This window comes from Streptomyces sp. NPDC023541 (assembly GCF_055559995.1).
Window position 1 is genome coordinate 502,061 of record NZ_JBVHJO010000005.1, and the last position, 21,035, is coordinate 523,095.

Genomic DNA, 21,035 nt, shown 5'->3' on the forward strand with positions numbered 1-21,035 from the left:
CAACACCCTGTGATTTCATTCAACAGATCAGCGACGATCTTCAGGAGTGGTACACCGTGTTCACGATCGAGATGGCGCACGCACACATGCGAGAGCTCCAGGAGCTGGCCAACCGATCCCGTGCCCACCAGCCCGCCGCGGCCGTCCGCGTCGACAAGGCCCGCAAGCCGCTGGGCCGCAAGAAGGCCTAGTCACCGCCGCTTGCCCCCCGGGGGGAGCGGGAGCCTCCCAGTTCCCCCTCCCAGCGGCGGTACAGCCGGTGCGGCACCCCTGCCGCGTCCAGCACCCGCCCGGCGACGAAGTCCACCAGATCCTGGATGTGCGTCGCACCCGCGTAGAACGCCGGAGAGGCGGGCAGCACGACCGCGCCCGCCTCGTCCAGCGCCACCAGGTGCTTCAGCGTCTGCCCGTTCAGCGGGGTCTCCCGCACCGCGACCACCAGCCGGCGCCGCTCCTTGAGCGTCACGCTCGCCACGCGCTGGAGCAGGTCCTTCGACAGCCCGAGCGCCACTCCCGCCACGCACGCCGTGGAGGCGGGGACGATGAGCATCCCCTTGGCCGGGTACGAGCCCGAGCTCGGGCCTGCGGCCAGATCCCCGGCGGCCCAGTACCGGACGTCCGCGTCGGCCGCCAGGCCCTCGAAGGTCCCCGGCTTTCCGTCGGCTCCGCGTGCCAGCCATTGCGCGAGGTCCTCGCGCCAGTGCGCGTCGCGGAAGGCGATCTGGGTCTCGTCCAGCAGGGTGAGGCGCGATGCCCGGCTCACGACCAGGTCGACGCTCTCCCCCGCGGCGAGCAGCCCGCGGAGCACCGCCGCCGCGTACGGCGTCCCGGACGCTCCGGAAACCCCGACCACCCACGGGGTGCGATTGCGCTCTGTCATACCTCCGAGACTATCCGGCCATGCCCGGCGGGCACTCAGTAAGGTGACCGCACGTTCCCGTGAGGGGAGCCGCGAAGGGGGCGAAGATGAGCACGACGGTGGATACCGGCTGGACGCAGACCGGCCGGGCCAAGGCCGCGGCCAAGCTGATGCTGGGCTGGGTGGCCCTGCTGTGGGTCCTGGAGGCCGTCGACCACGCCACCGGGCACGCCCTCGACCAGTACGGGATCGTCGCCCGCGACCCCGACAGCCTCAGCGGCGTGGTCTCCGCGGCCTTCCTCCACTTCGGCTTCGACCACGTCGCGTCCAACAGCGTCCCGCTGCTGGTCCTCGGCTTCATAGCCGCCCTGTCCGGGATCCGCCGGTTCCTCGCGGTGTGCGGCCTGATCCTGCTGGCCGACGGCCTCGGCACCTGGCTGATATCGCCGTCCGGGACCATGACGCTCGGCGCCTCCGGCATCGTCTTCGGGCTCTTCGGCTACCTGCTCGTACGGGGCTTCGTCGAGCGCAAGGCGCTGGGCATCGCGGTGGCCGTGGGCGTCGCCGCCGTCTGGGGCACCACGATCGTCTCCGGCATCCTCCCGACGGACTCGGGCGTGAGCTGGCAGGGCCACCTGTGCGGTCTGGTCGCGGGCATCGTGACGGCCCTCTGCTTCCGCCGGCCGGCCCACCGCCCGGCCGTCACGGCCTGACGACGGCGGGGTCACGGCCTGACGACGGCGGGGCCCGCCCGGCTACACGGTCAGGCCGCGGACCACGAGGTCGGCCAGGGCGCACGCGAAGAGGGCGATGCCGATGAAGCCGTTGACCGTGAAGAAGGCCCGGTTCAGGCGGGACAGGTCGTCGGGCGTCACGATGGTGTGCTCGTAGACGAAGGCGGCGACGACGATCGCCAGGCCGGCCCAGAACAGCGGGCCGGCGTCCGTGGCGAGCGCGTACCAGACCAGCAGGGCCGTCGTCGCGACGTGCGAGCCGCGCGCCCCCCAGAGGGCGGCCGGGACGCCGAAGCGGGCCGGGACGGACTTGACGCCTTCCGCGCGGTCGGCGGCCACGTCCTGGCAGGCGAAGATCAGGTCGAAGCCGCCGATCCACACGCCGACCGCCAGGCCCAGGACGACCGCGTCCCAGGACCACTCGCCGGTGACCGCCAGCCAGGCCCCGACCGGGCCCATCGCCTGGGCAAGCCCCAGGATGGCGTGCGGGAAGTTCGTGAACCGCTTGCCGTACGGATAGACCACCATCGGGACGACGGCGACCGGCGCCAGCGCCAGGCACAGCGGGTTCAGCAGGGCCGCCGAGCCGAGGAAGACCACGAGCGCGATCGCGGCTCCGGTCCAGGCCGAGCGGACCGACACCGCGCCGGTGACCAGCTCGCGCCCCGCGGTCCGCGGATTGCGGGCGTCGATCTCGCGGTCGATGATCCGGTTCGCGGCCATGGCGAAGGTGCGCAGCCCCACCATGCACACGGTGACGAGGAGCAGCTTGCCCCAGTGCACGGTCCGGTCGAGCTGGAACATGGCGGTCAGGGCCGCGATGTAGGCGAACGGCAGCGCGAAGACCGAGTGCTCGATCATCACCAGCCGCAGGAAGGCCTTGACCTTGCCGTCGGCCCGCGGCGCCGGGCCGGGCCCGAGGACGTCTTCCGCGGTGGTCATCATGCGAAGCTCCGGCGGAAGGAGGCCACCTCGTCGCGGAGTTCGGCGACGGGCAGGGTGCCCAGTTCCAGCTCCAGCGGGCCGCTCTCGCCCGCCGGTGCGTCCCCGCCGGGCGGCGGTACGACCCGGGCGGTCAGGGCGACCCGGTCGTCACCGGCCGCGTCGACGGTGACGGTGAGGGCGCCGTCGGACAGCTCCAGTTCGGCGCCCCCACCGGTGCCGGCACCGGACAGGGCGGCCATCAGCTCCTCGGTGAAGACCGCCACGTCCCCGTCGGACAGCTCCGGCAGTTCGAAGGAACGGCCCTCGCCGTCCTGGCGGTCCGCCATCACCTGCCAGACGTCGGACGGGCCGGCGAACTCCTCCGGGGTGACACCGGCCTGCTCCGCGGCGAACCGCAGCCCGAAGTCGTTCACGTCGAGCTCCGGGCGCACCAGTGCCACGCACGGCGTGCCGTCGCCGAGGAACAGGGCGGGGCCGCCCACAGCAATCGGGCTCACAGGCCGTACTCCTTCCAGCGGCGGTCCACCAGGGCGGCGGTCGCCGGGTCCGACTCCACCATGTCCGGCCAGCCGCCGTCGCGGGTGTAGCCCTCCTCGGGCAGCTTCTTCGTCGCGTCGATGCCCGCCTTGCCGCCCCAGAACTGCTGGTACGAGGCGTGGTCGAGGTGGTCCACCGGGCCCTCGACGACCGTGAGGTCGCGGGAGTAGTCCGTGTTGCCGAGGGCCCGCCAGGACACCTCGTGCAGGTCGTGGACGTCGCAGTCCTTGTCCACCACGATGATCAGTTTGGTCAGCGACATCATGTGGGCGCCCCAGATGGCGTGCATGACCTTCTGCGCGTGCTTGGGGTACTTCTTGTCGATCGAGACGATCGCGCAGTTGTGGAAGCCGCCGGACTCGGGCAGGTGGTAGTCCACGATGTCCGGGACGATGATCTTCAGCAGGGGCAGGAAGAACCGCTCCGTCGCGCGGCCCAGCGGGCCGTCCTCGGTCGGCGGGCGTCCCACCACGATCGACTGGAGCAGCGGCCGCTTGCGCATCGTGATGCAGTCGATCTTCAGGGCCGGGAAGGGCTCCTGCGGGGTGTAGAAGCCGGTGTGATCGCCGAAGGGGCCCTCCGGGAGCATCTCGCCGGGCTCCAGCCAGCCCTCGACGACGACCTCCGCGTTGGCCGGGACCTGGAGCGGGACGGTCTTGCAGTCGACCATCTCGATCCGCTTGCCCGCGACGAAGCCGGCGAAGAGGTACTCGTCGATGTCGCCCGGCAGCGGAGCGGTGGACGCGTACGTGACGGCGGGCGGGCAGCCGAAGGCGATCGCGACCGGCAGCCGCTCGCCCTTGGCCGCGGCGACGGCGTAGTGGTTGCGGCTGTCCTTGTGGATCTGCCAGTGCATGCCGATGGTGCGCCTGTCGTGGCGCTGCAGCCGGTAGAGGCCGAGGTTGCGCACGCCCGTCTCGGGGTGCTTGGTGTGGGTGAGGCCGAGGTTGAAGAAGGAGCCGCCGTCCTTCGGCCAGGTGAAGAGGGCCGGCAGCAGGTCCAGGTCGACGTCGTCGCCGGTGAGGACGACCTCCTGGACGGGCGCGGAGTCGCCCTTCACCTTCTTCGGCGGCACGTGGACCATCGAGCCGAGCTTGCCGAAGGCCTCGCGGACCCCGATGAAGCCCTGCGGCAGCTCCGGCTTGAGCAGGCCGCCGATCTTCTCGCTGATCTCGGCGTAGGACTTCAGGCCCAGGGCCTTCAGGAGGCGGCGGTCGGTGCCGAACACGTTCATGGCCAGCGGCATCGCCGAGCCCTTGACGTTCTCGAAGAGGAGCGCGGGGCCGCCCGCTTTGTTCACTCTGTCGACGATCTCCCCGACCTCCAGGTACGGGTCGACTTCGGCCTTGATGCGCTTGAGGTCGCCCTCTCGCTCCAGAGCCCGGAGCAGCGAGCGGAGATCGTCGTAAGCCATAGGGGCCAGTATCCGTCACCAACTACGCTGGGAGCGTCACCGGGGCCCCCTGCGGGCCCGCCGCCACTGCCCGGGAGTCGGTCCCACACCGTGCTGCGCTATCTGCCGTTCCTGCTGATCATCGCGCTGACCATCTACGCCTTCATCGACTGCCTGAACACACCGGAGGAAGAGGTCAAGCACCTGCCCAAGGCGATGTGGGTGCTCATCATCCTGCTCTTCTCCATCGTGGGACCGGTGGTGTGGCTGTTCGCGGGCAAGAAGCGGGTGGCCTCCGGCGGTGGGCGCGGCCCCCGGGGCCGGAGCCGGTGGGTGGCTCCGGACGACAACCCGGAGTTCCTGAAGTTCCTGCGCGAGGAGCAGGAGAACAAGGACCGCGACAAGGACAAGGACTCCGACTAGTCGGCGTCGGCGGGGTCCGTGCGGGGCAGCGCGCCGACGAGCCACCGCATGTTCCGGGGTGTGACGGCTATGAGCACCTCGCGCTCCCCGTCGCGGCACTGGGCCACCAGGCAGGCGCGGCCGACGTCGTTCGCGACGATGGCATCGGGATCCGAGGGCAGCAGCCGCCGGACCCGCTCCAACACCAGCCCGGCGGGCAGCGGGTCGCGCCGGAAGGCGCCGGTGGGGTCGTTGGTGAAGGCGAGCACCCCCGGGCCCACGACGAGGTGGCTGTGGGCGTACGTACCGCCGGGGCCGCTGCGGTCACCGAGCACCAGCGCCGGGAAGACGTGTTCCCGCCCGTCGCGGCGCGGCGCCACCTCGATCACCCCGCCCCGGTCCACCTGGGACCGGCAGAGGGCGACGGTGATGCACAGCAGCACGGCGGCGGCGACGGCCGTCCAGAACAGGCTCTGGGGCACGCCGTCGGTCAACATGGCTGTGAAGGGCGCGGCGACCGCGACCGTCACGAGCCAGACGTACGGGACGGCGGCCCCCGGCGGCGCATTGCGCAGGGAGCGCGTGGAGAAGGCTGCGGTCCACGTCACGAGCCACAGCACGCCCGCACCGGCGAAGACCAGGCCCAGGGCCCAGGCCAGGGGCGCCTGGTGGGCGTCGCGCGGGTGGTCGGTGGTGGGGGAGCTGCCGGCGGTCGGGCCGTTGCCGTACTGGACCGCGGTGACCGCGCCCCGCCAGGCGACCAGCCGGACGGGCCTGTCCGCGGGGAAGTGCCTCTCGTCGGGTTTGTAGTCCAGGGTGATCACCTGGCTGGTCCCGTCGGCCGTCGCGAACTCGATGTCGGCGTGCCGGAGGCTGCCGTTGTCCAAGCGCCCCACCACCGTCGCGGGAGCCGCACTCAGGCAGTCCCGCGTCTGTCCCCGGGCGCACGGCGTCGCGGCCTCGAAGGCGCGTTGCGTGTCCACGGCGTTCGCGACGGGGCCGAGCAGCAGCCCGGCCCCGGCCAGTACCGACGCCAGCCCGACGGCGGCGACCGCGACGAACGCGGACCGTTTGCGCGGCTCCCCGGTCGTCCCCCCGTTGTTTTCGATCATGCTGGTCAGCATGCCCGGGGGCCGCTCGCCGCGTCCCGGACCGGAAGGTCTGTTACGGACCCCGGACGGGGAGGCGGCGGTTCCGTCACACGCCCCCGGGCGGGGGCGCGGCAGGGTCCTACCGGGCCCAAGGGAGGGCGCGGGTGCCCTCCTCTCCCGGCACCGACACCACGCCGTCCGCGCGCATCGCGACGTAGGCCTGGAAGGTCTCGGCGGCGTGGATCCGGCGCGGCACGTCCGCGGGCAGGACCAGGGTCTGGCCCGCGGTGACCTTCTCGGTGCGGCCGTCGCAGGTGGCCTCCAGGGAGCCGGCGGTCAGGGTCCAGACCTGCTCGCGGCTGACGGAGTGCTCGGGGCCGGTGGCGCCGGCGGGCATGTCGACGTGCCAGGTGGACAGCTCGGAGCTGCCGCGGCTGGGGGCGGCGAAGGCGGTCATGGTGGCGTTCGGGGTGGTGGTGACGTTCTCGGGGGAAGCGGCGATCACGTGCAAGGCGGGGCCCGTTCTTCTCGGCTACTTAGTCAAGGTGCTTTACTCGCAGTGAGTAAAGCACCTTGACTCAGTCGTGTCACCATATTTGCGTGACGAGAGACGACTACGCCGGCGTCGAGCTGACCTTCCTGCTCGGCCTGGGCTTCCAACTGGTGCTGGGCGAGTTCACCCGGCGCCTGGCCGACGCGGGCCAGGGCGACCTGCGGCCCGTGCACGGCATGGCCTTCCAGGCCCTGAAGGGCGACGGCGCCACCGCCACCGAGCTCGCCGAGCGGCTCGGGGTGACCAAACAGGCGGCCGGGCAGATCGTGGACGATCTGGAGAGGCGCGGCTACGTACGCCGCGAGCCGCACCCCGGGGGCGGCCGCCGCAAGCTGGTCGTGCTGACCGCGGCGGCCCGGGAACACCTCTTGGTCGCGGGCCGGGTCCTGCACGAGCTGGAGGCCGAGCTCGCGGGCAGCGCCGACGTCGGCGCCCTGCGCCGGGAGCTGTCGCGCGTCGTGCGCGCGCTCCACGGAGAGGAGGGGCTGCCGCCCCTGCGCCCGGTGTGGTGAACGCGGCCCAGGCGGTTCAGGAGGCCTTGCGGGCCCTGGTGAAGGACGCGTACGACTCGCGCAGCCGCGCCCAGCGGGCGTCCGTCCAGGTGGACCAGTCCGTCGGGCGTCCGGCCAGTGCGGCGTCCAGCAGCTCGAAGTGCTCGTGCCAGCCGGCCAGGCAGTCGAGGCGGTCCTCGTCGGATCCGCCGCGTTCGTTCAGGAACCGGATGACCGTCGAGTCGGTGCCGACGGCCTCCAGGTGGAAGCGGATCCGCCCGTGCTCGCTCACGGTGTACTCGGCGACGCGCTCGACGTCCCAGGCCGAGACGTGGCCGCTCACCACGGTCCCGGTGTTCAGCCAGCGCAGCGTGACGGCACCGCCGAGGTGCCGTTCCAGGACGTCGGCCTCGGCCAGCCAGCCGCGCAGCCCGTCGGGCGTGGTCAGGGCGTGCCAGAGGGCCTCGTAGGCGTACGGCAGGTGCAGCTCGAAGCGGAGCAGCCAGTGGTTCTCGCCGCGCCGTTCGCTGGTGGCATGGCTCACGAGGGACATGCCACCAGCGTCCCACTCCCGACGGTCAGACGCCCGCGTACGAGTGCTTGCCGCTGAGCAGGATGTTCACGCCGTAGTAGTTCCAGATCCAGCAGGCGAAGGCGAAGAGCGCCAGGTAGGCGGCCTTGCGGCCCTTCCAGCCGGCGGTGGCGCGGGCGTGCAGGTAGCAGGCGTACGCCACCCAGGTCACGAAGGACCAGACCTCCTTGGGGTCCCAGCCCCAGTAGCGGCCCCAGGCGTCGCCGGCCCAGATCGCGCCCGCGATGATCGTGAAGGTCCACAGCGGGAAGACGGCCGCGTTGATGCGGTAGGAGAACTTGTCCAGCGAAGCGGCGGACGGCATCCGCTCCAGGATGGAGGAGGTGATCCTGCCGGGCTTGCCGCCGTCGGCGAGCTTGCCCTCGTAGGCGTCGCGGAAGAGGTAGAGGACCGCGCCGGCCGCGCCGAGGTAGAAGACGGCGCCGCAGAAGATGGCGGTGGAGACGTGGATCCACAGCCAGTACGAGTGCAGGGCCGGGACCAGCTGGTCGCTGTCGGTGTAGAGCCAGGTGACGGCGATGCCGAGGTCCAGCAGGACGGTGGTGACCAGGATCAGGCCCATCCAGCGGACGTTCTTCTTCAGGGCGAGGAGCGCCAGGTACGTGCCGACGGCCACCGTGGAGAAGGTGATCGAGAACTCGTACATGTTGCCCCAGGGGGCCCGCTCGACCGACATCGCGCGGGCGACGACTCCGGCCGCCTCGACGAGGAAGGCGAGCGCGGTCAGCGAGACCGCGATCCGGCCGTACAGGTCGCCCTGCACGGTGCCGCCGGCGGCGCCGGGGCCGTCGGGCACGTCACGGGTGCCCGCGCCGGAGCGGGTGGTGACCTTCGGCCGGTCGAGGACCGCGGTGGCCCCGCCCTCGCCGCGGACCTGTACGGCCGGGGCCGGGGCCGCATCGGCGCCGGTGAGCGCGGCGGCCGTACGGGCCACCTTGCTGCGGCTGCCGAAGGTCCACTCGGCGATGTGCGCGAAGAAGGCGAGCGTGAAGACCGCCATCGACGAATAGATCAGGTAGTTGCTGATCTGAGCCAGGTTCTCGTTGGCTGCGGCTGCGAGCGGCGTCATCCGCGCTCTCCTTCAGGGGTTTCTTCGACACGTGGTTCGGCAGGTGCGGTGGGCGCGCTCGGCGCCTGCTGGTGCAGGGTGGCGGCGAGGTCCGCCAGTTCCTCGGGGAGCCGGGCGGACTCGCTGCGGCCCAGACCCGCCATCTCGACGACCGTGACGCCGTCCTTGCCGGTCACCGCGCGGACCCAGACCCGTCGGCGCTGGATGAACAGCGATCCGGCGAGGCCCGCGATGGCGGCGATCGCGCCCCCGAGGGCGAGGGCGCTGCCGGGCTGGTGGGTGACGGAGAAGGTGGCCCACCGCTCGATGCCCTCGAACTTCACGGTGCCCGCGCCGTCCGGCAGGGTCATCGTGTCGCCGGGCGCCAGCTTCTGCTTGAACTGCTGGCCCGACCCGTCCTTGAACGGCACCAGCTTGGTGGTGTCGAGCCGGTAGACGTTCTGCGGCAGACCCGAGTCCACGCCGAGGCTGCCGTGGAAGGCGTTGAGCATGAGCCGCGGGTTCAAGGGGGCGGGGAACTGCGAGAACATCGTGCCCATGCCCTCGCCGGCGAAGGTCGGCACGAAGACGGCGTTGAAGCCGAGCTGCTCGCTCTTGCCGTCCTTGTCCTTGTAGCCGTCGGTGACCTTGACGGCTCCGGTGGAGGTGAGGTTGCCGTCCTGCGGGAGGACCGGGACGGCGTCCTTGTAGACCACCTTCCCGGTGGGGTCGGCCACCGAGATGATCGGCGCGTAGCCGTGGCCGAGCAGGTAGATCTTGGACCCGTCGACCTCAAGGGGCTTGTTGACCTGGATCTCGCGCTTCTGCGGTGCGCCGTGCGCGCCGTCGCGGAAGGTGACGTACGCCTTGAAGTCGCGCGGGGTGCCCCGCTGCGGGCCGGACATCTCGTAGGTGGCGTCGAACCGGTCCAGCGTGAAGCTGAACGGCGGCAGGTCGTCCGGGTGGAAGAGCGTGCCGGGCTTGAAGTCGTCGTACTGGGTGAGCGTGTTGGAGAAGCCGCTGCCGCGCAGGACCAGCTTGCCGCCCTCGGACTTGAAGTACTGGCCCCAGGCGAAGGCCACCAGCATCACGATCAGCGAGACGTGGAACATCAGGTTCCCGGCCTCGCGGAGGTAGCCCTTCTCCGCCGCCACGTGGTCCCTGCCCGCCTCGGTACGGAAGCGCCGCTCGCCGAGGAGCGTCTTCGCGAGCGCGAGGACCTCCTCCGGGGTCTTCCCGGTGCGCCAGGTGGTGTGGGCGGGCAGCCGGTCGAGGCGGCCCGGGGCACCCGGCGGGCGGCCGCGCAGCTGGCCGACGAACTGCCAGGCGCGCGGGATGATGCAGCCGATCAGCGAGATGAACAGCAGCAGGTAGATCGCGGAGAACCAGACCGAGCTGTAGACGTCGAAGAGCTGCAGCGCCTCGGCGATGCCGACGTAGGAGGAGTGCTCGTCCTTCCACTGCGCGACCTTCAGCGCGTCGACGTTGGTCTGCGGCACGAGGGAGCCCGGGATGGCGCCCAGCGACAGCAGGAAGAGCAGGATCAGCGCCACCCGCATGGAGGTGAGCTGCCGCCAGAACCAGCGGGCCCAGCCGATCACGCCGATGCCGACGGGACCGCGGTCCTCGACGGGTGCGGTGGAGAGCTGGGCGCCCGCGTCGCCGAGGGCGGCGGAGTCGCCGGGCTCGGCGGGCTCGTGCGACGCCTCGGTGGACGCTTTGTCTGTCGTACTCATGTCCGTTAAGTCCTCAGATCCCCACCGTGAAGGTTTGGGTCCAGCTCTGCATGTCGCTGACGATGCTGTCCCACATTCCTGTGACGAGCAGCAGTCCGGTCAGGATCAGCATGCCGCCGCCGATGCGCATCACCCACGCGTAGTGCCGCTTCACCCACCCGAACGCGCCGAGCGCCTTGCGGAAGGCGATCGCGGCGAGGATGAAGGGCACGCCGAGGCCCAGGCAGTAGACCACGGTCAGCAGGGCGCCGCGGCCGGCGCTCGCCTGGTCGAGGGAGAGGGTGGTCACGGCGGCGAGGGTCGGGCCCATGCAGGGGGTCCAGCCGACGCCGAAGAGCACGCCGAGCAGGGGCGCGCCGAGCAGGCCCGCCGTCGGCTTCCGGTGGAAGCGGAACTCCCGCATCGTCAGACCCGGGACGGCCCCCATGAAGAAGAGGCCCATGAAGATCACCACGCCGCCCAGGACGCGGGAGATGATCTCGTTGTTCTCCCGGAGGGTCTCGCCGAAGTATCCGAAGAGCGCGCCGGTGGAGACGAAGACGGCGGTGAAGCCGGCGATGAACAGGAGCGCGCCCGCCAGCATCCGCCCGCGGCGGGCCTCGGCGAGGTCGGCGCCGCTGACGCCGGTCACGTAGGAGAGGTAGCCGGGGACGAGCGGCAGCACGCAGGGAGAGAAGAAGGAGACCAGGCCGGCGAGGAGCGCGATCGGCAGTGCGAGGAGCAGTGCGCCGTTCAGCACCGTCTCGTTCACACCGGTGGCCTCGGCGGCGAGGACGTACGCGACCACGAGGTCACTGCTCCGCGAGGACGGGGTCGATCATGGAGCGCAGCTGCTCCTCGCTGAGGGGGGCCAAGGTGCGCGCCGCGATCCTGCCCTCCCGGTCCAGGACGAGCGTGGACGGGATGGCGTTCGGGTGGAGGCTGCCCTTGGGGAAGCGCAGCAGCAGTTTGCCGTCGGGGTCGTAGAGGCTCGGGTAGGTGATCCCGAAGGTCTCCTCGAAGGAGGCGGCGTTCTGCTTGCTGTTGTCGCGGACGTTGACGCCGACGAAGACGACGTCCTTGCCCGCGTCGGCGAGTTCCTTGGAGACCTTCGCGAAGGACGGGGCCTCGGCGCGGCACGGCGGGCACCAGGAGCCCCACACGTTGAGGACGACGACCTTGCCCTTGAGGGCCGTGGTGTCGAGCGTCTTGCCGTCAACGGTCTCGCCGTCGAGCTTGGGGGCCTCGGTGCGCTCGCCCTTGGCGGCGGTGGAGACGCCCTTCGCGCCCGTGACGTAGTTCCCGCCACTCCCGGTCGGCTTGCCGCTGTCCGGACCGTCGCACGCCGTGAGGGCGAGGGCGCCGGTGAGGGTCACCGCGGTCAGCAGGAGGGCGCGGCCGCCGGTCGAGCGGCGTCGGGGGGCGCGGCTAAGGCTCATGTGAAAAGTTTCGCATGAACGGTTCCGCGATCTGTCGCGCCCCCCGGGCCGATGTCAATGCCCTGGTCAGAGGATGGGCAGTACCGGTCAGGCGGCCGTCAGGTACGCGTTCCAGCCACCGGTGGGCGACTGGCCGGGGCCGAGGGTGCGCAGTCGGGCGAGCGCCTTGGGGTCCTGGACGTCCAGCCAGTCGGTGAACTGTCGGAAGGATACGAGCCGTACATCCCTTTTGTCCGCCATGCCCTTGAGTGCCTCCTCGACCGCGTCCATGTAGATGCCGCCGTTCCACTGCTCGAAGTGGTTGCCGATGAAGAGGGGCGCGCGGTTGGTCTCGTAGGCCCGGCGGAAGCCGCCGAGGTAGGTGGCGGTGGCCTGGGTGCGCCAGGCCGGGTAGTTGGCGGGTACGCCCTGCGTGGTGTTCTTCGACTGGTTGGCGAGGAGGTTGTAGTCCATCGACAGCACCTCGAAGGAGTGCCCGGGGAAGGGCAGGGACTGCAGCGGCAGGTCCCAGACGCCCGACCGGCGCACGGGCCAGACCTGGAGGCCGCCGGGCGAGCTGGAGTCGTAGCGCCAGCCCAGCTTCTGGGCGGTCGGCAGGAGGGTGTCCCGGCCGAGGAGGCAGGGGGTGCGGGAGCCGGCCAGTTCCTTGCGGTAGTCGAAGGGCAGCGGTTCCACGTCGGTGAAGCCGGTGTTGGTGCGCCACTTCGTGACGAAGGACACGGCCTGGTCGATCTCGCTCTGCCAGTCGTCCGGGGTCCACCGGGCGACGGAGCCGGGCCCCCCGCAGAAGTGGCCGTTGAAGTGGGTGCCTATCTCGTGCCCGTCGAGCCACGCCTCGCGGACGTACTTCAGGGTGGCGCGGACGTTCTCGTCCTTGAGGTAGCCGATGTCCGAGGCGCCGACGGGGTTGCTGGGCGGACGGTAGAGGCTCCGCTTCGACTCGGGCAGCAGGTAGAGGCCGGAGAGGAAGAAGGTCATGGCCGCGCCGTGGTCCTTGGCGAGCTTGAGGAAGCGCGGGAAGAGGCCGTTGCCGATCTCCCCCGCGCCGTCCCAGCTGAAGACGACGAACTGCGGCGGCGTCTCGCCCGGACGGAGCGGCACGGGCCGGTCGGGCTGGTGGGGCTGCGGGCCGGTGTCGGCGGTGGAGCCGTCACCGATGGGCCTGGCCGGCGGCCGCTCGCCGGGCTCCGGGTCCTTCACGGGTCCGGGAGCGCCGGGACCGGACACATCGGGCAGACCGCAGCCGGCGACTCCCATCGCGGCCGCGGCGCCGAGTCCCAGTCCCAGCAGCCCCCTCCGACTGACTCCCCTGTTGTCGCGCATGTCACCGTCCCCCTCGTCGTCAACACGTCCCGACCCGAAGCCCATGGAGACGGACAAGCCGACCGGACCTGTGTGCTGACACGGTGATTCCCGCGCATCTTGTATTTAATTGGACAGGCCTGTAACGGCCCGTAACAGACCGTCGGATCGCCCCGGAACAGACCCGGGGCAGACGCGGATCAAACGGGGATCAGGCTCGGATCAGGCGCCGAACGCCTTGGACGCGCCCTTCACCGGCTTGGCGCCGGCCAGCAGGTGGGCCGGGACCAGGTCCCGGGCCGGCTCGCTGTAACCCACCGACACGAGCTTGTCGCCCTGGAAGGTGAAGGACGTCAGGGACGCGAGGGTGCACTGCCGGCGGCGCGGGTCGTGCCACAGCCGGCGCTTCTCCGCGAAGCTGCGCACGATCCAGATCGGCAGCTGGTGGCTGACCGCCACCGCCTCCCGGCCGCGGGCCGCGTCGCGCGCCGACTCCAGCGCGCTCATCATCCGGACCACCTGCTCGACGTACGGCTCGCCCCAGGAGGGCTTGAACGGGTTCGTCAGGTGCTTCCAGTTGCCGGGCTTGCGCAGCGCCCCGTCGCCGACGCCGAAGGTCTTGCCCTCGAAGACGTTCTCCGCCTCCAGCAGCCGCCCGTCCGTCGCCAGATCCAGGCCGTGGGCCTTGGCGATCGGCTCGGCCGTCTCCTGCGCCCGCTCCAGAGGGGAGGACACCACGTAGGCGATGTCCCGGCTCTTCAGGTGCTCGGCGACCCGGTCCGCCATCCGGCGGCCCAGCTCGGAGAGGTGGTAGCCCTCGCGGCGCCCGTACAGGACCCCGTCCGGGTTGTGCACCTCGCCGTGGCGCACCAGGTGCACGACGGTGAGGTCGGACTTCGCTTCACGGCCGTCGTTGCTCATGCGGTGGCCTCCGCGGCGGCACGGGCGGCGGCCGGCAGTGCCGCCGCGACGCGCTCGATCGCCTTGTCGTCGTGGGCGGTGGAGACGAACCAGGACTCGAAGGCGGACGGCGGCAGGTAGACGCCCTGCGCCAGCATCGAGTGGAAGAACGCGTTGAAGCGGAAGCTCTCCTGCTTCTTCGCGTCGTCGTAGTCGCGCACCGCGTCCGCGGTGAAGAAGACGGAGAACATGTTGGACGCGGTCTGCAGGCGGTGCGCCACACCCTCCTTGGCGAGCGCCCCGGTGACCAGGGACTGGATCTGCGCCGAGACGGCGTCGACCTTCTCGTACGCGGCCGCGTCGAGCAGGCGCAGCTGCGCGAGGCCGGCGGCGGTGGCGACGGGGTTCCCGGAGAGCGTGCCGGCCTGGTAGACGGGCCCGGCCGGGGCCAGGTGGCCCATGACGTCGGCGCGGCCGCCGAAGGCCGCGGCGGGGAAGCCGCCGCCCATGACCTTGCCGAAGGTCATCAGGTCGGGCTTGACCCCGTCGACGCCGTACCAGCCGGCGCGGGAGGTCCGGAAGCCGGTCATGACCTCGTCGGAGACGTAGAGCGCGCCGTTCTCGCGGCAGAGGTCCGCGAGTCCCTGGTTGAAGCCCTCGGCGGGGGTGACCACGCCCATGTTGCCGGGCGCGGCCTCGGTGATCACGCAGGCGATCTCGCCCGGGTGCGCGGCGAAGGCCGCCCGTACCGCTTCGAGGTCGTTGTAGGGGAGCACGATGGTGTCGCCGGCCTGTGCGCCCGTGACGCCGGGGGTGTCCGGCAGCGCGAAGGTCGCGAGCCCGGAACCGGCGGCGGCGAGCAGCGCGTCCACGTGACCGTGGTAGCAGCCGGCGAACTTCACGACCTTGGCGCGACCGGTGAAGCCGCGTGCCAGCCGGATCGCCGACATGGTGGCCTCCGTCCCGGAGGAGACGAGCCGCACCTGCTCCACGGGTGTGACGCGCGCGACGATCTCCTCGGCGAGCGCCACCTCGCCCTCACCGGGCGTGCCGAAGGAGGTGCCGCGGGCGACGGCGGCCTGGACGGCCTCGATCACCTCGGGGTGGGAGTGGCCGAGGATCATCGGCCCCCACGAGCAGACGAGGTCCACGTACTCGCGGCCGTCGGCATCGGTGAGGTACGGACCGGTCCCGGACACCATGAACCGGGGCGTACCGCCCACGGCGCGGAAGGCGCGCACGGGAGAGTTCACGCCGCCGGGGGTCACGAGGGAGGCGCGCTCGAAGAGCGTCTGCGAAACTGGGGCTTCATACGGGTACGGGTAGCTCACACCAGCCATGGTCTCAGAGGCTGCGACAGACTTGCGGGCGGGCGTTTCACCGCGTCGCCGCGGGGGAGGTCACTGCCATGATGATCAGGCTGCGCGGCGGGCGCCGCGGGGCCGTGGCGAGCAAGACCAGTCGGGTGGAGATATGCAACGCGGTGGTGGACCGGGTGAGGGTACGGACGGCCTCGATCCGCAGCGCGCCCGCGAAGCCCGCGAGGCCCGCCGCCGAGGCAAGCACCGCCGGCGCGCCACCGAGGCGGCCGACGCCGTGCCGGAGGCCGCGACGACGCCGCAGGACCTGCCCAGGGGCCGCGGCATGGGAGTGACGTACAAGTACTTCGGCGCCCCGGACGGTGCCACGGCGGCGCGGGTCCCGGTGACGATGCGGCCGGAGGAGCTCGGCGGCGACGAGCTCGGCATGGGCGGCCTCTTCACCAAGATCAAGCCGGAGACGGTGGCCGCGATGGTCCTGACCGGCATCGAGGGCATACCCCTGCACAAGGTGCCCCCGCTGGAGCTGGTCGTCCTGCACCCCGACTACGCGGTGGTCAAGCTCCCCATGACGGTGGTCGACCCGCTGCGCGGGATCGGCGAGGAGTCCGTGGGCGCGGCGGCCTTCATCTGGTCCACGGTCCCGGACCGCGGCGGCCCGAGCGACGCCTTCAACGTCTACCAGCTGCTGCACGAGTGGCAGGATTTCAGCCACCGTCTGCACGAGGCCGGACACCAGCCGTACTGCCTGGTCTGGCCCTGATCCCTCCCCTCCGGCGCCGATCGGCGGTCCTCCACAAGGGCGTCCCGGCCCGCCCGGAGGCCGGCGGTCGGGGCACGTCGAGGACGCACAACCGAGGAACGTGCCCGGTTGCGGACTGCGCGTGCCCCGCTGCGACTGCCTGACGCGAGCCCACGCCCGCCCCTTCCGGGCGCCCCGCCCCGCGGGTCGGCCCGGCTCCGGGCGCGGCCGGCGGCCGGGCACCCGACAGGTCCGCACGTGCGTGCACCCCATCAACTCCTGACACCGCGTCACTCATGCAGCCGCTTTTCCCGATTTGACGCTATTGCACGGAAATATGCGTGAATACTCCCGGATGACGGCTCATCACATGGCTGCCTGGTAGCCACTTCGCGGTGCCGCTCAGGATCAGCCTGCGCGACGGGGCGGGGTGGGGGCCTGCGGCCCTGAGCGGTCATCGTCGCGGGCGCTCGGGCGCCTCCTCCGGGAGGACTGAGGCCCGAAGCAACAAGAAAGGTCCTGCTGTGGCATTGGATGTCATCCGGTCGGGTCCACCCGACAAAAGGCCCAGACGCAATCTGTTCAAACGGGGAGTCCTCGTCCTGCTCCCCGCCGCGCTCCTGGCGGCGGCAACCCTGGTCCCGAACCTCGCTCACGCTCTGGAAGCCCCCGTGAACCTGGGGACCGCCACCAATTACGCGGTCCTGGCCGGTTCGACGGTCACCAATACCGGCCCCACCGTCATCAACGGCGACCTGGGGCTCCACCCGGGCACATCGGTGACCGGCTTCCCGCCCGGCATCGTCAACGGAACGCAGCACATCACCGACGCCGCCGCCGCTCAGGCGAAGTCCGACCTCGTCATCGCCTACAACGACGCGGCGAGCCGGGGACCCGGCACCGCCACGCCGCCCGACATCGGCGGCCAGACACTGGCGCCGGGCGTCTACACGGCCTCGTCGACACTGAACCTCACCGGAACGGTCACTCTCGACGGCCAGAACAACCCCGAGGCCGTCTTCATCTTCCAGATCCCCTCGACCCTGATCACAGCTCCGGCGAGCGTCGTGGCCCTGATCAACGGAGCAAACGCCTGCAACGTGTTCTGGCAGGTGGGGAGCTCCGCCACGCTCGACACGAACACCCAGTTCAAGGGCAACATCCTTGCCCTGACGTCCATCACGCTGAACACCGGCGCCGTGCTCGAAGGCCGCGCCCTGGCGCGCAATGGCGCGGTCACGCTGGACACCAACACCATCACCAGGGCGGCCTGCGCCGTCGGCCCGCCCGGGCCTCCCGGACCGAGCGGGCCTCCCGGACCGACCGGCTCTCCCGGCCCGACCGGTGCCCCTGGCCCGACCGGTGCCCCTGGCCCCACGGGTGAGCCCGGACCGACCGGCGCGCCCGGCCCCACGGGTGAGCCCGGACCGACCGGCGCGCCCGGCCCCACGGGTGCCCCCGGACCGACCGGCAGCCCTGGTGCACCCGGCCCCACGGGCGCACCCGGCCCCACGGGCGCACCCGGCCCCTCCGGCAGCCCCGGCGCACCCGGCCCCACGGGCGCACCCGGCCCCTCCGGCAGCCCCGGCGCACCCGGCCCCGTTGGACCCGCAGGACCTGCCGGACCTGCCGGACCCGTAGGACCCGTAGGACCCGCCGGACCCGCCGGACCTGCCGGACCCGCCGGACCTGCCGGACCTGCCGGACCCGCCGGACCCGCCGGACCCAAGGGGCCGCGCGGCGACAAGGGTGAAGATGGCGACTCGGGTGATCACCACCACGGTCACGGCGACGACGGTGAAGACGGCCACGGCGAGCACGACCACGAAAGGCCGCCCGGCCACGGTCACGACGACCACGGAAAGCCCGGCCACGGTCACGACGACCAGGGCAAGCCCCCGTGGGCCGACTTCCTGCCAGGCGGCCTCGACGACGCCCTGGGCCAGTTCGGTCCCGGCCACGCCGCCAAGAGCGTCAACTTCGCCCACGTGAGCGCCGCCACCGGCCGACAGCCGAAGGAGGCGCCGGCAGACCTCGCCGCGACCGGCTCGGGCAGCGGTGCCGGCATCATGGCCGCCGCCGCGGCCGCGCTGGCGTTCATCGCAGGCTCGGCCTTCTTCGCCATGAAGAGGACCCGGGGAGGCACGGCGACCCGACAGGACTGACCCGTCGCGGGCATGACCGTCCCGCGCGTTGAGCCATTCGCCACCGAGCTCCTGGACATTCGTCCGGGGGCTCAGTGGTGCCCGCACGTGATCGGCGGCAAGGCTCAGGGCGTTCCTGCAGCAGCAGCCGTGGCCGCCCGTACGGTCGGCGCCGACCGGGGACGGGGAGCAGGGGGGAGAAGGCGTCGAAATGCAGCCATATTTTTCTGTACCGTCTTGCTACCGCCCAGTAGGTCGGCAATAGCCGTGGAACGGCGTAACCGCACCGGAAGGCGCCATTGCCGACGACCCGTCACCAGTCCGTCCGGTAAGCACTTTCCGGACGGACCGGAGCGGGTCCGCTTTGTTCCTGGGCGAGCCTGACGGACGATGTCCGTGCCGCTCGGGTCACCTGAGGTCGCTCAGCACACCACTCACGTTGAGGACTTCGTGGCACTCCTGCGCCTGACGGCCGGTGGCCGGCGTGCCCGGCTTTGCACAGGTCACCTGGACAGTCACAGTCTGGCTCTCGGTGATGCTGATGGGGGTGACCCAGTGGTAGTCCTGGTTTCGGAACGTCTCCAGCGCGATCGTCGTGATCTTGCGGTCACCGAAGTTGATCGTCACCACGCCCTCGTCGCCCTGGAAGTTGGCGACGACGAGGTCCGTGATCCCGAACACCTTGCCCGCCGGCACCGTGTAGGAGCCGGTCTTGGACTGGCCGCCGCCGGTCTGCAGGTCGATGGTGGCCGAGCTCTGCAGCCCGCCCCCACCGCCGCCGGCCCCGCCACCACCCGTACCGCCGCCGCCCGCTCCGGGCTGGTTGCCCTTCGCCGCGCCCGGGGCCGTGCCCGCGCCGCCCGGCTGCTTGCCGTCACCGGTCACCGGGGTCTGCCCCGCCCCGTCCGCGGCGGGCGCCGGGTTCCTGGCCGCCTCGGCGGCGGCCTCCTTGGCGGTGCTGCGCACGGCCGGGCGCACCAGCATGAACCAGGCGAGCAGCAGCGCGAGCAGCGCCGCCAGAACGGCGAGCAGCCACGTCGGGAAGATCGGGATCTGGACGAACTCCACGTCCAGCGGAGCCCGCACGTTCTCCGGCTCGGGCCGCACCGTGGCGGCGTCGCCGTCCTCACCGTCCTTGGTCTCGGCCACCTCCACGGTGAACGGCCAGGTCACGGGGGATCCGAACCACACCGGGCCGCCGGCGCGCACCTTCAGCACCACCTCGGCGGACTCGCCCGGCTCCAGCTTCAACGTGGCCGGGGCGAAGTCGAACTTCAGGTCCTCACCGGGCTGCGCGGGCGTGAAACCGACCCGTACCGGGGAGTTCCCCTCGTTGCGCACGGCGATGCGGTAGCGCCCGCGGAGCCAGCCGCGGCGGCGTTTGGGAGCGCTCTCCGCGCGAAGCTCCCGGAACTCCTCGACGTGCACGGTGGTCTCGGGAACCCGGACCGCCTCGGGCTGCTCGGTGGGCAGCACACGCACGGCGAGCGGCACGTCCCCGGCCCGCACCAGGGGCGAACGGGGCGGCGCCAGACGGATCGTCACCGTTTGCGAGGTGCCCGGATACAGCGAGACGCGCTCGGGTTCCACCGTGGTCCAGGCAGCGCAGTCGCCGACGACCTCCAGGCGGTACGCCTCGACGATGTCGCTGTCGTTGCGGACGGTCAGGCTCGTGGTGGCGGTACCGCCCGGCATCACCGACACCGGCTCGATGTCGAGGACGGGCGCGCCAGGGCTGGGAGATGCAGCTGGGGATGTCACGCCACGACGCTACGCCGACGCCCGCGCCGCCTCCACGGACGCGGGGGCAAGGCCCCGGGCAGTCCCGATGCCCCTACAGACTTCCCAACTCCTCATGTACGGCCATCGGTTGGGTCTCAGCGTCGAGATCCGAGCAAGCCGGCCAATTCCGCTACCCCACGTACGCATCACGGAACAGGTACGACACATGCGCTGCGCTGACACCAACAGCCCCGTCCTCACGTCCCACACCGGCATGTCCCAGCCCCCCAGCCCGGCCCCTCCCCGCAGAACCGGCCGACGGGTGACCGTGGCCGTGTACGCGTCGGACCCGATCCTGCGCGTCGGGGTCGTCCACCAGCTGCGCCAACGCCCCGAGATCGAACTCGTCCCCGACACGGACGCCGACGCCGCGCAGGTGTCGCTGGTGACCGTGGACAGCGTGGACGACGAGACCGCCGCACTGCTGTACCGGCTGCGGCACAACCCCGGCACGCGCACCGGGCTCGTGGTCGGCACCTTCGCATCCGGGGACGCCCTGCAGCGCGCCATCGAATGCGGGGTCAGCGCGGTGCTGCGGCGCGCCGAGGCCGACCAGGACCGGCTGCTGCGGCTGGTCCTGGCGATAGCGAACGGCGAGGGCGTCCTGCCCGGTGACCTCCTCGCCAAGCTCCTCGACCACATGGGCAGCCTGCAGCGTTCGGCGCTCGATCCGCGCTCCGTGTCCCTGTCCACCCTGACCTCCCGCGAGGCGGACATGCTGCGCCTGGTGTCGGAGGGCCTGGACACCGCGGAGATAGCGCGCAAGACCTCGTACTCCGAACGGACCGTCAAGAACGTCCTGCACGAGGTCATCACGCGCCTGCAGCTGCGCAACCGGACGCACGCGGTCGGCTACGCCCTGCGCAACGGGCTGATCTGACGCCCGGACGGACGGTGGCGGGCGGGGACGGCCGCCCGCCACTGCCCGAAAGCGCAACGCACGCTTCCCCCGCATCCGGCCCCGCGGCCCTGCCGCACCGGCCGGTCCCGGCCGCAGGGTGGCGGGGTGACAGGCAGCATGCTGGACCGGACTGTGAGGTGGGCCGT

General features: G+C 71.6%; 22 protein-coding genes. 7 read left to right on the plus strand and 15 right to left on the minus strand.

The annotated features are described in order from the left end of the window. The first annotated feature begins 56 nt into the window (after nucleotides 1-56). Nucleotides 57-191: a hypothetical protein gene (locus ACZ3X1_RS15935; RefSeq protein WP_356814883.1), complete on the plus strand. Its 135-nt coding sequence runs from the start codon at nucleotides 57-59 to the stop codon at nucleotides 189-191. Here ACZ3X1_RS15935 and ACZ3X1_RS15940 read toward each other — a convergent pair. Further along, nucleotides 188-880: a UbiX family flavin prenyltransferase gene (locus ACZ3X1_RS15940; protein ID WP_356814870.1), complete on the minus strand. Its 693-nt coding sequence runs from the start codon at nucleotides 878-880 to the stop codon at nucleotides 188-190. The two genes, ACZ3X1_RS15935 and ACZ3X1_RS15940, sit on opposite strands and share 4 nt — an antisense overlap. Before the next feature lie 86 nt (nucleotides 881-966). Here ACZ3X1_RS15940 and ACZ3X1_RS15945 point away from each other — a divergent pair, with 86 nt between their 5' ends. Continuing rightward, complete coding sequence (locus tag ACZ3X1_RS15945; RefSeq protein ID WP_356814869.1) at nucleotides 967-1,572, plus strand: rhomboid family intramembrane serine protease; 606 nt, start codon at nucleotides 967-969, stop codon at nucleotides 1,570-1,572. Between the two features lie 42 nt (nucleotides 1,573-1,614). On the opposite strand, the gene mqnP is transcribed toward ACZ3X1_RS15945, so the two are convergent. Genes mqnP through ACZ3X1_RS15960 form a run of 3 tightly spaced genes read right to left on the minus strand, consistent with a single transcriptional unit; the run spans nucleotide 1,615 to nucleotide 4,489 of the window. Then, on the minus strand, nucleotides 1,615-2,538 hold the full coding sequence (gene mqnP / locus ACZ3X1_RS15950) for a menaquinone biosynthesis prenyltransferase MqnP (RefSeq protein ID WP_467280014.1): 924 nt from the start codon (nucleotides 2,536-2,538) through the stop codon (nucleotides 1,615-1,617). Continuing rightward, on the minus strand, nucleotides 2,535-3,035 hold the full coding sequence (locus ACZ3X1_RS15955; protein ID WP_356814868.1) for a hypothetical protein: 501 nt from the start codon (nucleotides 3,033-3,035) through the stop codon (nucleotides 2,535-2,537). The genes mqnP and ACZ3X1_RS15955 overlap by 4 nt, the downstream gene beginning before the upstream one ends. After that, nucleotides 3,032-4,489 carry a menaquinone biosynthesis decarboxylase gene (locus ACZ3X1_RS15960; RefSeq protein ID WP_356814867.1) on the minus strand — a complete coding sequence of 486 codons (1,458 nt, stop codon included), beginning with the start codon at nucleotides 4,487-4,489 and terminating at the stop codon, nucleotides 3,032-3,034. The genes ACZ3X1_RS15955 and ACZ3X1_RS15960 overlap by 4 nt, the downstream gene beginning before the upstream one ends. 90 nt (nucleotides 4,490-4,579) lie before the next feature. Between ACZ3X1_RS15960 and ACZ3X1_RS15965 the strand changes: the two genes are divergently transcribed. After that, the gene (locus tag ACZ3X1_RS15965) at nucleotides 4,580-4,891 is read left to right on the plus strand and encodes a PLD nuclease N-terminal domain-containing protein (protein ID WP_356814866.1); all 312 of its coding nucleotides are present in this window, start codon (nucleotides 4,580-4,582) and stop codon (nucleotides 4,889-4,891) included. On the opposite strand, the gene ACZ3X1_RS15970 is transcribed toward ACZ3X1_RS15965, so the two are convergent. Both ACZ3X1_RS15970 and ACZ3X1_RS15975 read right to left on the minus strand, forming a co-directional pair. Continuing rightward, nucleotides 4,888-5,982 (minus strand): hypothetical protein, encoded by a 1,095-nt coding sequence (locus tag ACZ3X1_RS15970; RefSeq protein WP_467280015.1) that lies wholly within the window; start codon nucleotides 5,980-5,982, stop codon nucleotides 4,888-4,890. The genes ACZ3X1_RS15965 and ACZ3X1_RS15970 overlap by 4 nt on opposite strands. Nucleotides 5,983-6,100: 118 nt before the next feature. Then, nucleotides 6,101-6,466, minus strand: a complete 366-nt coding sequence (locus ACZ3X1_RS15975; protein WP_356814864.1) for a cupin domain-containing protein — start codon at nucleotides 6,464-6,466, stop codon at nucleotides 6,101-6,103. Nucleotides 6,467-6,561: 95 nt separating this feature from the next. On the opposite strand from ACZ3X1_RS15975, the gene ACZ3X1_RS15980 reads away from it, so the two are divergent. Further along, on the plus strand, nucleotides 6,562-7,026 hold the full coding sequence (locus ACZ3X1_RS15980; protein WP_467280016.1) for a MarR family winged helix-turn-helix transcriptional regulator: 465 nt from the start codon (nucleotides 6,562-6,564) through the stop codon (nucleotides 7,024-7,026). A gap of 16 nt (nucleotides 7,027-7,042) precedes the next feature. On the opposite strand, the gene ACZ3X1_RS15985 is transcribed toward ACZ3X1_RS15980, so the two are convergent. The 8 genes from ACZ3X1_RS15985 to hemL all read right to left on the minus strand — a co-directional run bounded on the left by ACZ3X1_RS15985 (nucleotide 7,043) and on the right by hemL (nucleotide 15,341). Further along, nucleotides 7,043-7,558, minus strand: coding sequence for an SRPBCC domain-containing protein (locus ACZ3X1_RS15985; protein WP_356814862.1), 516 nt, complete (start codon nucleotides 7,556-7,558; stop codon nucleotides 7,043-7,045). A gap of 25 nt (nucleotides 7,559-7,583) precedes the next feature. After that, entirely contained in the window at nucleotides 7,584-8,666 is a 1,083-nt protein-coding gene (gene ccsB, locus ACZ3X1_RS15990) for a c-type cytochrome biogenesis protein CcsB (protein WP_467280017.1), read from the minus strand. Continuing rightward, a complete protein-coding gene (gene resB, locus ACZ3X1_RS15995) occupies nucleotides 8,663-10,381 on the minus strand; it encodes a cytochrome c biogenesis protein ResB (protein ID WP_467280018.1) in 1,719 nt (572 codons plus the stop codon). Before resB ends, ccsB begins: the two co-directional genes overlap by 4 nt. Before the next feature lie 13 nt (nucleotides 10,382-10,394). After that, nucleotides 10,395-11,168 carry a cytochrome c biogenesis CcdA family protein gene (locus ACZ3X1_RS16000; protein WP_467280019.1) on the minus strand — a complete coding sequence of 258 codons (774 nt, stop codon included), beginning with the start codon at nucleotides 11,166-11,168 and terminating at the stop codon, nucleotides 10,395-10,397. 4 nt (nucleotides 11,169-11,172) lie between these two features. Continuing rightward, the gene (locus tag ACZ3X1_RS16005; RefSeq protein ID WP_356814858.1) at nucleotides 11,173-11,799 is read right to left on the minus strand and encodes a TlpA family protein disulfide reductase; all 627 of its coding nucleotides are present in this window, start codon (nucleotides 11,797-11,799) and stop codon (nucleotides 11,173-11,175) included. 87 nt (nucleotides 11,800-11,886) lie between these two features. Then, nucleotides 11,887-13,122 carry a polysaccharide deacetylase family protein gene (locus ACZ3X1_RS16010; protein ID WP_467280020.1) on the minus strand — a complete coding sequence of 412 codons (1,236 nt, stop codon included), beginning with the start codon at nucleotides 13,120-13,122 and terminating at the stop codon, nucleotides 11,887-11,889. A 201-nt stretch (nucleotides 13,123-13,323) separates the two neighbouring features. Further along, nucleotides 13,324-14,022 (minus strand): histidine phosphatase family protein, encoded by a 699-nt coding sequence (locus ACZ3X1_RS16015; RefSeq protein WP_356814856.1) that lies wholly within the window; start codon nucleotides 14,020-14,022, stop codon nucleotides 13,324-13,326. Next, nucleotides 14,019-15,341 (minus strand): glutamate-1-semialdehyde 2,1-aminomutase, encoded by a 1,323-nt coding sequence (gene hemL, locus ACZ3X1_RS16020; protein ID WP_362632028.1) that lies wholly within the window; start codon nucleotides 15,339-15,341, stop codon nucleotides 14,019-14,021. Before hemL ends, ACZ3X1_RS16015 begins: the two co-directional genes overlap by 4 nt. 133 nt (nucleotides 15,342-15,474) lie before the next feature. Here hemL and ACZ3X1_RS16025 point away from each other — a divergent pair, with 133 nt between their 5' ends. Beyond that, complete coding sequence (locus ACZ3X1_RS16025; RefSeq protein WP_362632030.1) at nucleotides 15,475-16,083, plus strand: hypothetical protein; 609 nt, start codon at nucleotides 15,475-15,477, stop codon at nucleotides 16,081-16,083. Nucleotides 16,084-16,733: 650 nt separating this feature from the next. Then, nucleotides 16,734-18,227, plus strand: a complete 1,494-nt coding sequence (locus ACZ3X1_RS16030) for an ice-binding family protein (protein ID WP_467280021.1) — start codon at nucleotides 16,734-16,736, stop codon at nucleotides 18,225-18,227. 387 nt (nucleotides 18,228-18,614) lie between these two features. On the opposite strand, the gene ACZ3X1_RS16035 is transcribed toward ACZ3X1_RS16030, so the two are convergent. Further along, nucleotides 18,615-19,967: a COG1470 family protein gene (locus ACZ3X1_RS16035; protein ID WP_467280022.1), complete on the minus strand. Its 1,353-nt coding sequence runs from the start codon at nucleotides 19,965-19,967 to the stop codon at nucleotides 18,615-18,617. Between the two features lie 235 nt (nucleotides 19,968-20,202). On the opposite strand from ACZ3X1_RS16035, the gene ACZ3X1_RS16040 reads away from it, so the two are divergent. Continuing rightward, nucleotides 20,203-20,868 carry a helix-turn-helix transcriptional regulator gene (locus ACZ3X1_RS16040; RefSeq protein ID WP_356815541.1) on the plus strand — a complete coding sequence of 222 codons (666 nt, stop codon included), beginning with the start codon at nucleotides 20,203-20,205 and terminating at the stop codon, nucleotides 20,866-20,868. Nucleotides 20,869-21,035: the final 167 nt, after the last annotated feature.

Bases quoted from the DNA above. Each gene is read 5' to 3' on its own strand.
- hemL (WP_362632028.1), bottom strand. From the start codon at position 15,341: ATGGCTGGTGTGAGCTACCCGTACCCGTATGAAGCCCCAGTTTCGCAG.
- ACZ3X1_RS16040 (WP_356815541.1), top strand. From the start codon at position 20,203: ATGTCCCAGCCCCCCAGCCCGGCCCCTCCCCGCAGAACCGGCCGACGG.
- ACZ3X1_RS15960 (WP_356814867.1), bottom strand. From the start codon at position 4,489: ATGGCTTACGACGATCTCCGCTCGCTGCTCCGGGCTCTGGAGCGAGAG.
- mqnP (WP_467280014.1), bottom strand. From the start codon at position 2,538: ATGATGACCACCGCGGAAGACGTCCTCGGGCCCGGCCCGGCGCCGCGG.
- ACZ3X1_RS15970 (WP_467280015.1), bottom strand. From the start codon at position 5,982: ATGATCGAAAACAACGGGGGGACGACCGGGGAGCCGCGCAAACGGTCC.
- ACZ3X1_RS15945 (WP_356814869.1), top strand. From the start codon at position 967: ATGAGCACGACGGTGGATACCGGCTGGACGCAGACCGGCCGGGCCAAG.
- ACZ3X1_RS16015 (WP_356814856.1), bottom strand. From the start codon at position 14,022: ATGAGCAACGACGGCCGTGAAGCGAAGTCCGACCTCACCGTCGTGCAC.
- resB (WP_467280018.1), bottom strand. From the start codon at position 10,381: ATGAGTACGACAGACAAAGCGTCCACCGAGGCGTCGCACGAGCCCGCC.
- ACZ3X1_RS15940 (WP_356814870.1), bottom strand. From the start codon at position 880: ATGACAGAGCGCAATCGCACCCCGTGGGTGGTCGGGGTTTCCGGAGCG.
- ccsB (WP_467280017.1), bottom strand. From the start codon at position 8,666: ATGACGCCGCTCGCAGCCGCAGCCAACGAGAACCTGGCTCAGATCAGC.
- ACZ3X1_RS15985 (WP_356814862.1), bottom strand. From the start codon at position 7,558: ATGTCCCTCGTGAGCCATGCCACCAGCGAACGGCGCGGCGAGAACCAC.
- ACZ3X1_RS16010 (WP_467280020.1), bottom strand. From the start codon at position 13,122: ATGCGCGACAACAGGGGAGTCAGTCGGAGGGGGCTGCTGGGACTGGGA.
- ACZ3X1_RS16025 (WP_362632030.1), top strand. From the start codon at position 15,475: ATGCAACGCGGTGGTGGACCGGGTGAGGGTACGGACGGCCTCGATCCG.
- ACZ3X1_RS16005 (WP_356814858.1), bottom strand. From the start codon at position 11,799: ATGAGCCTTAGCCGCGCCCCCCGACGCCGCTCGACCGGCGGCCGCGCC.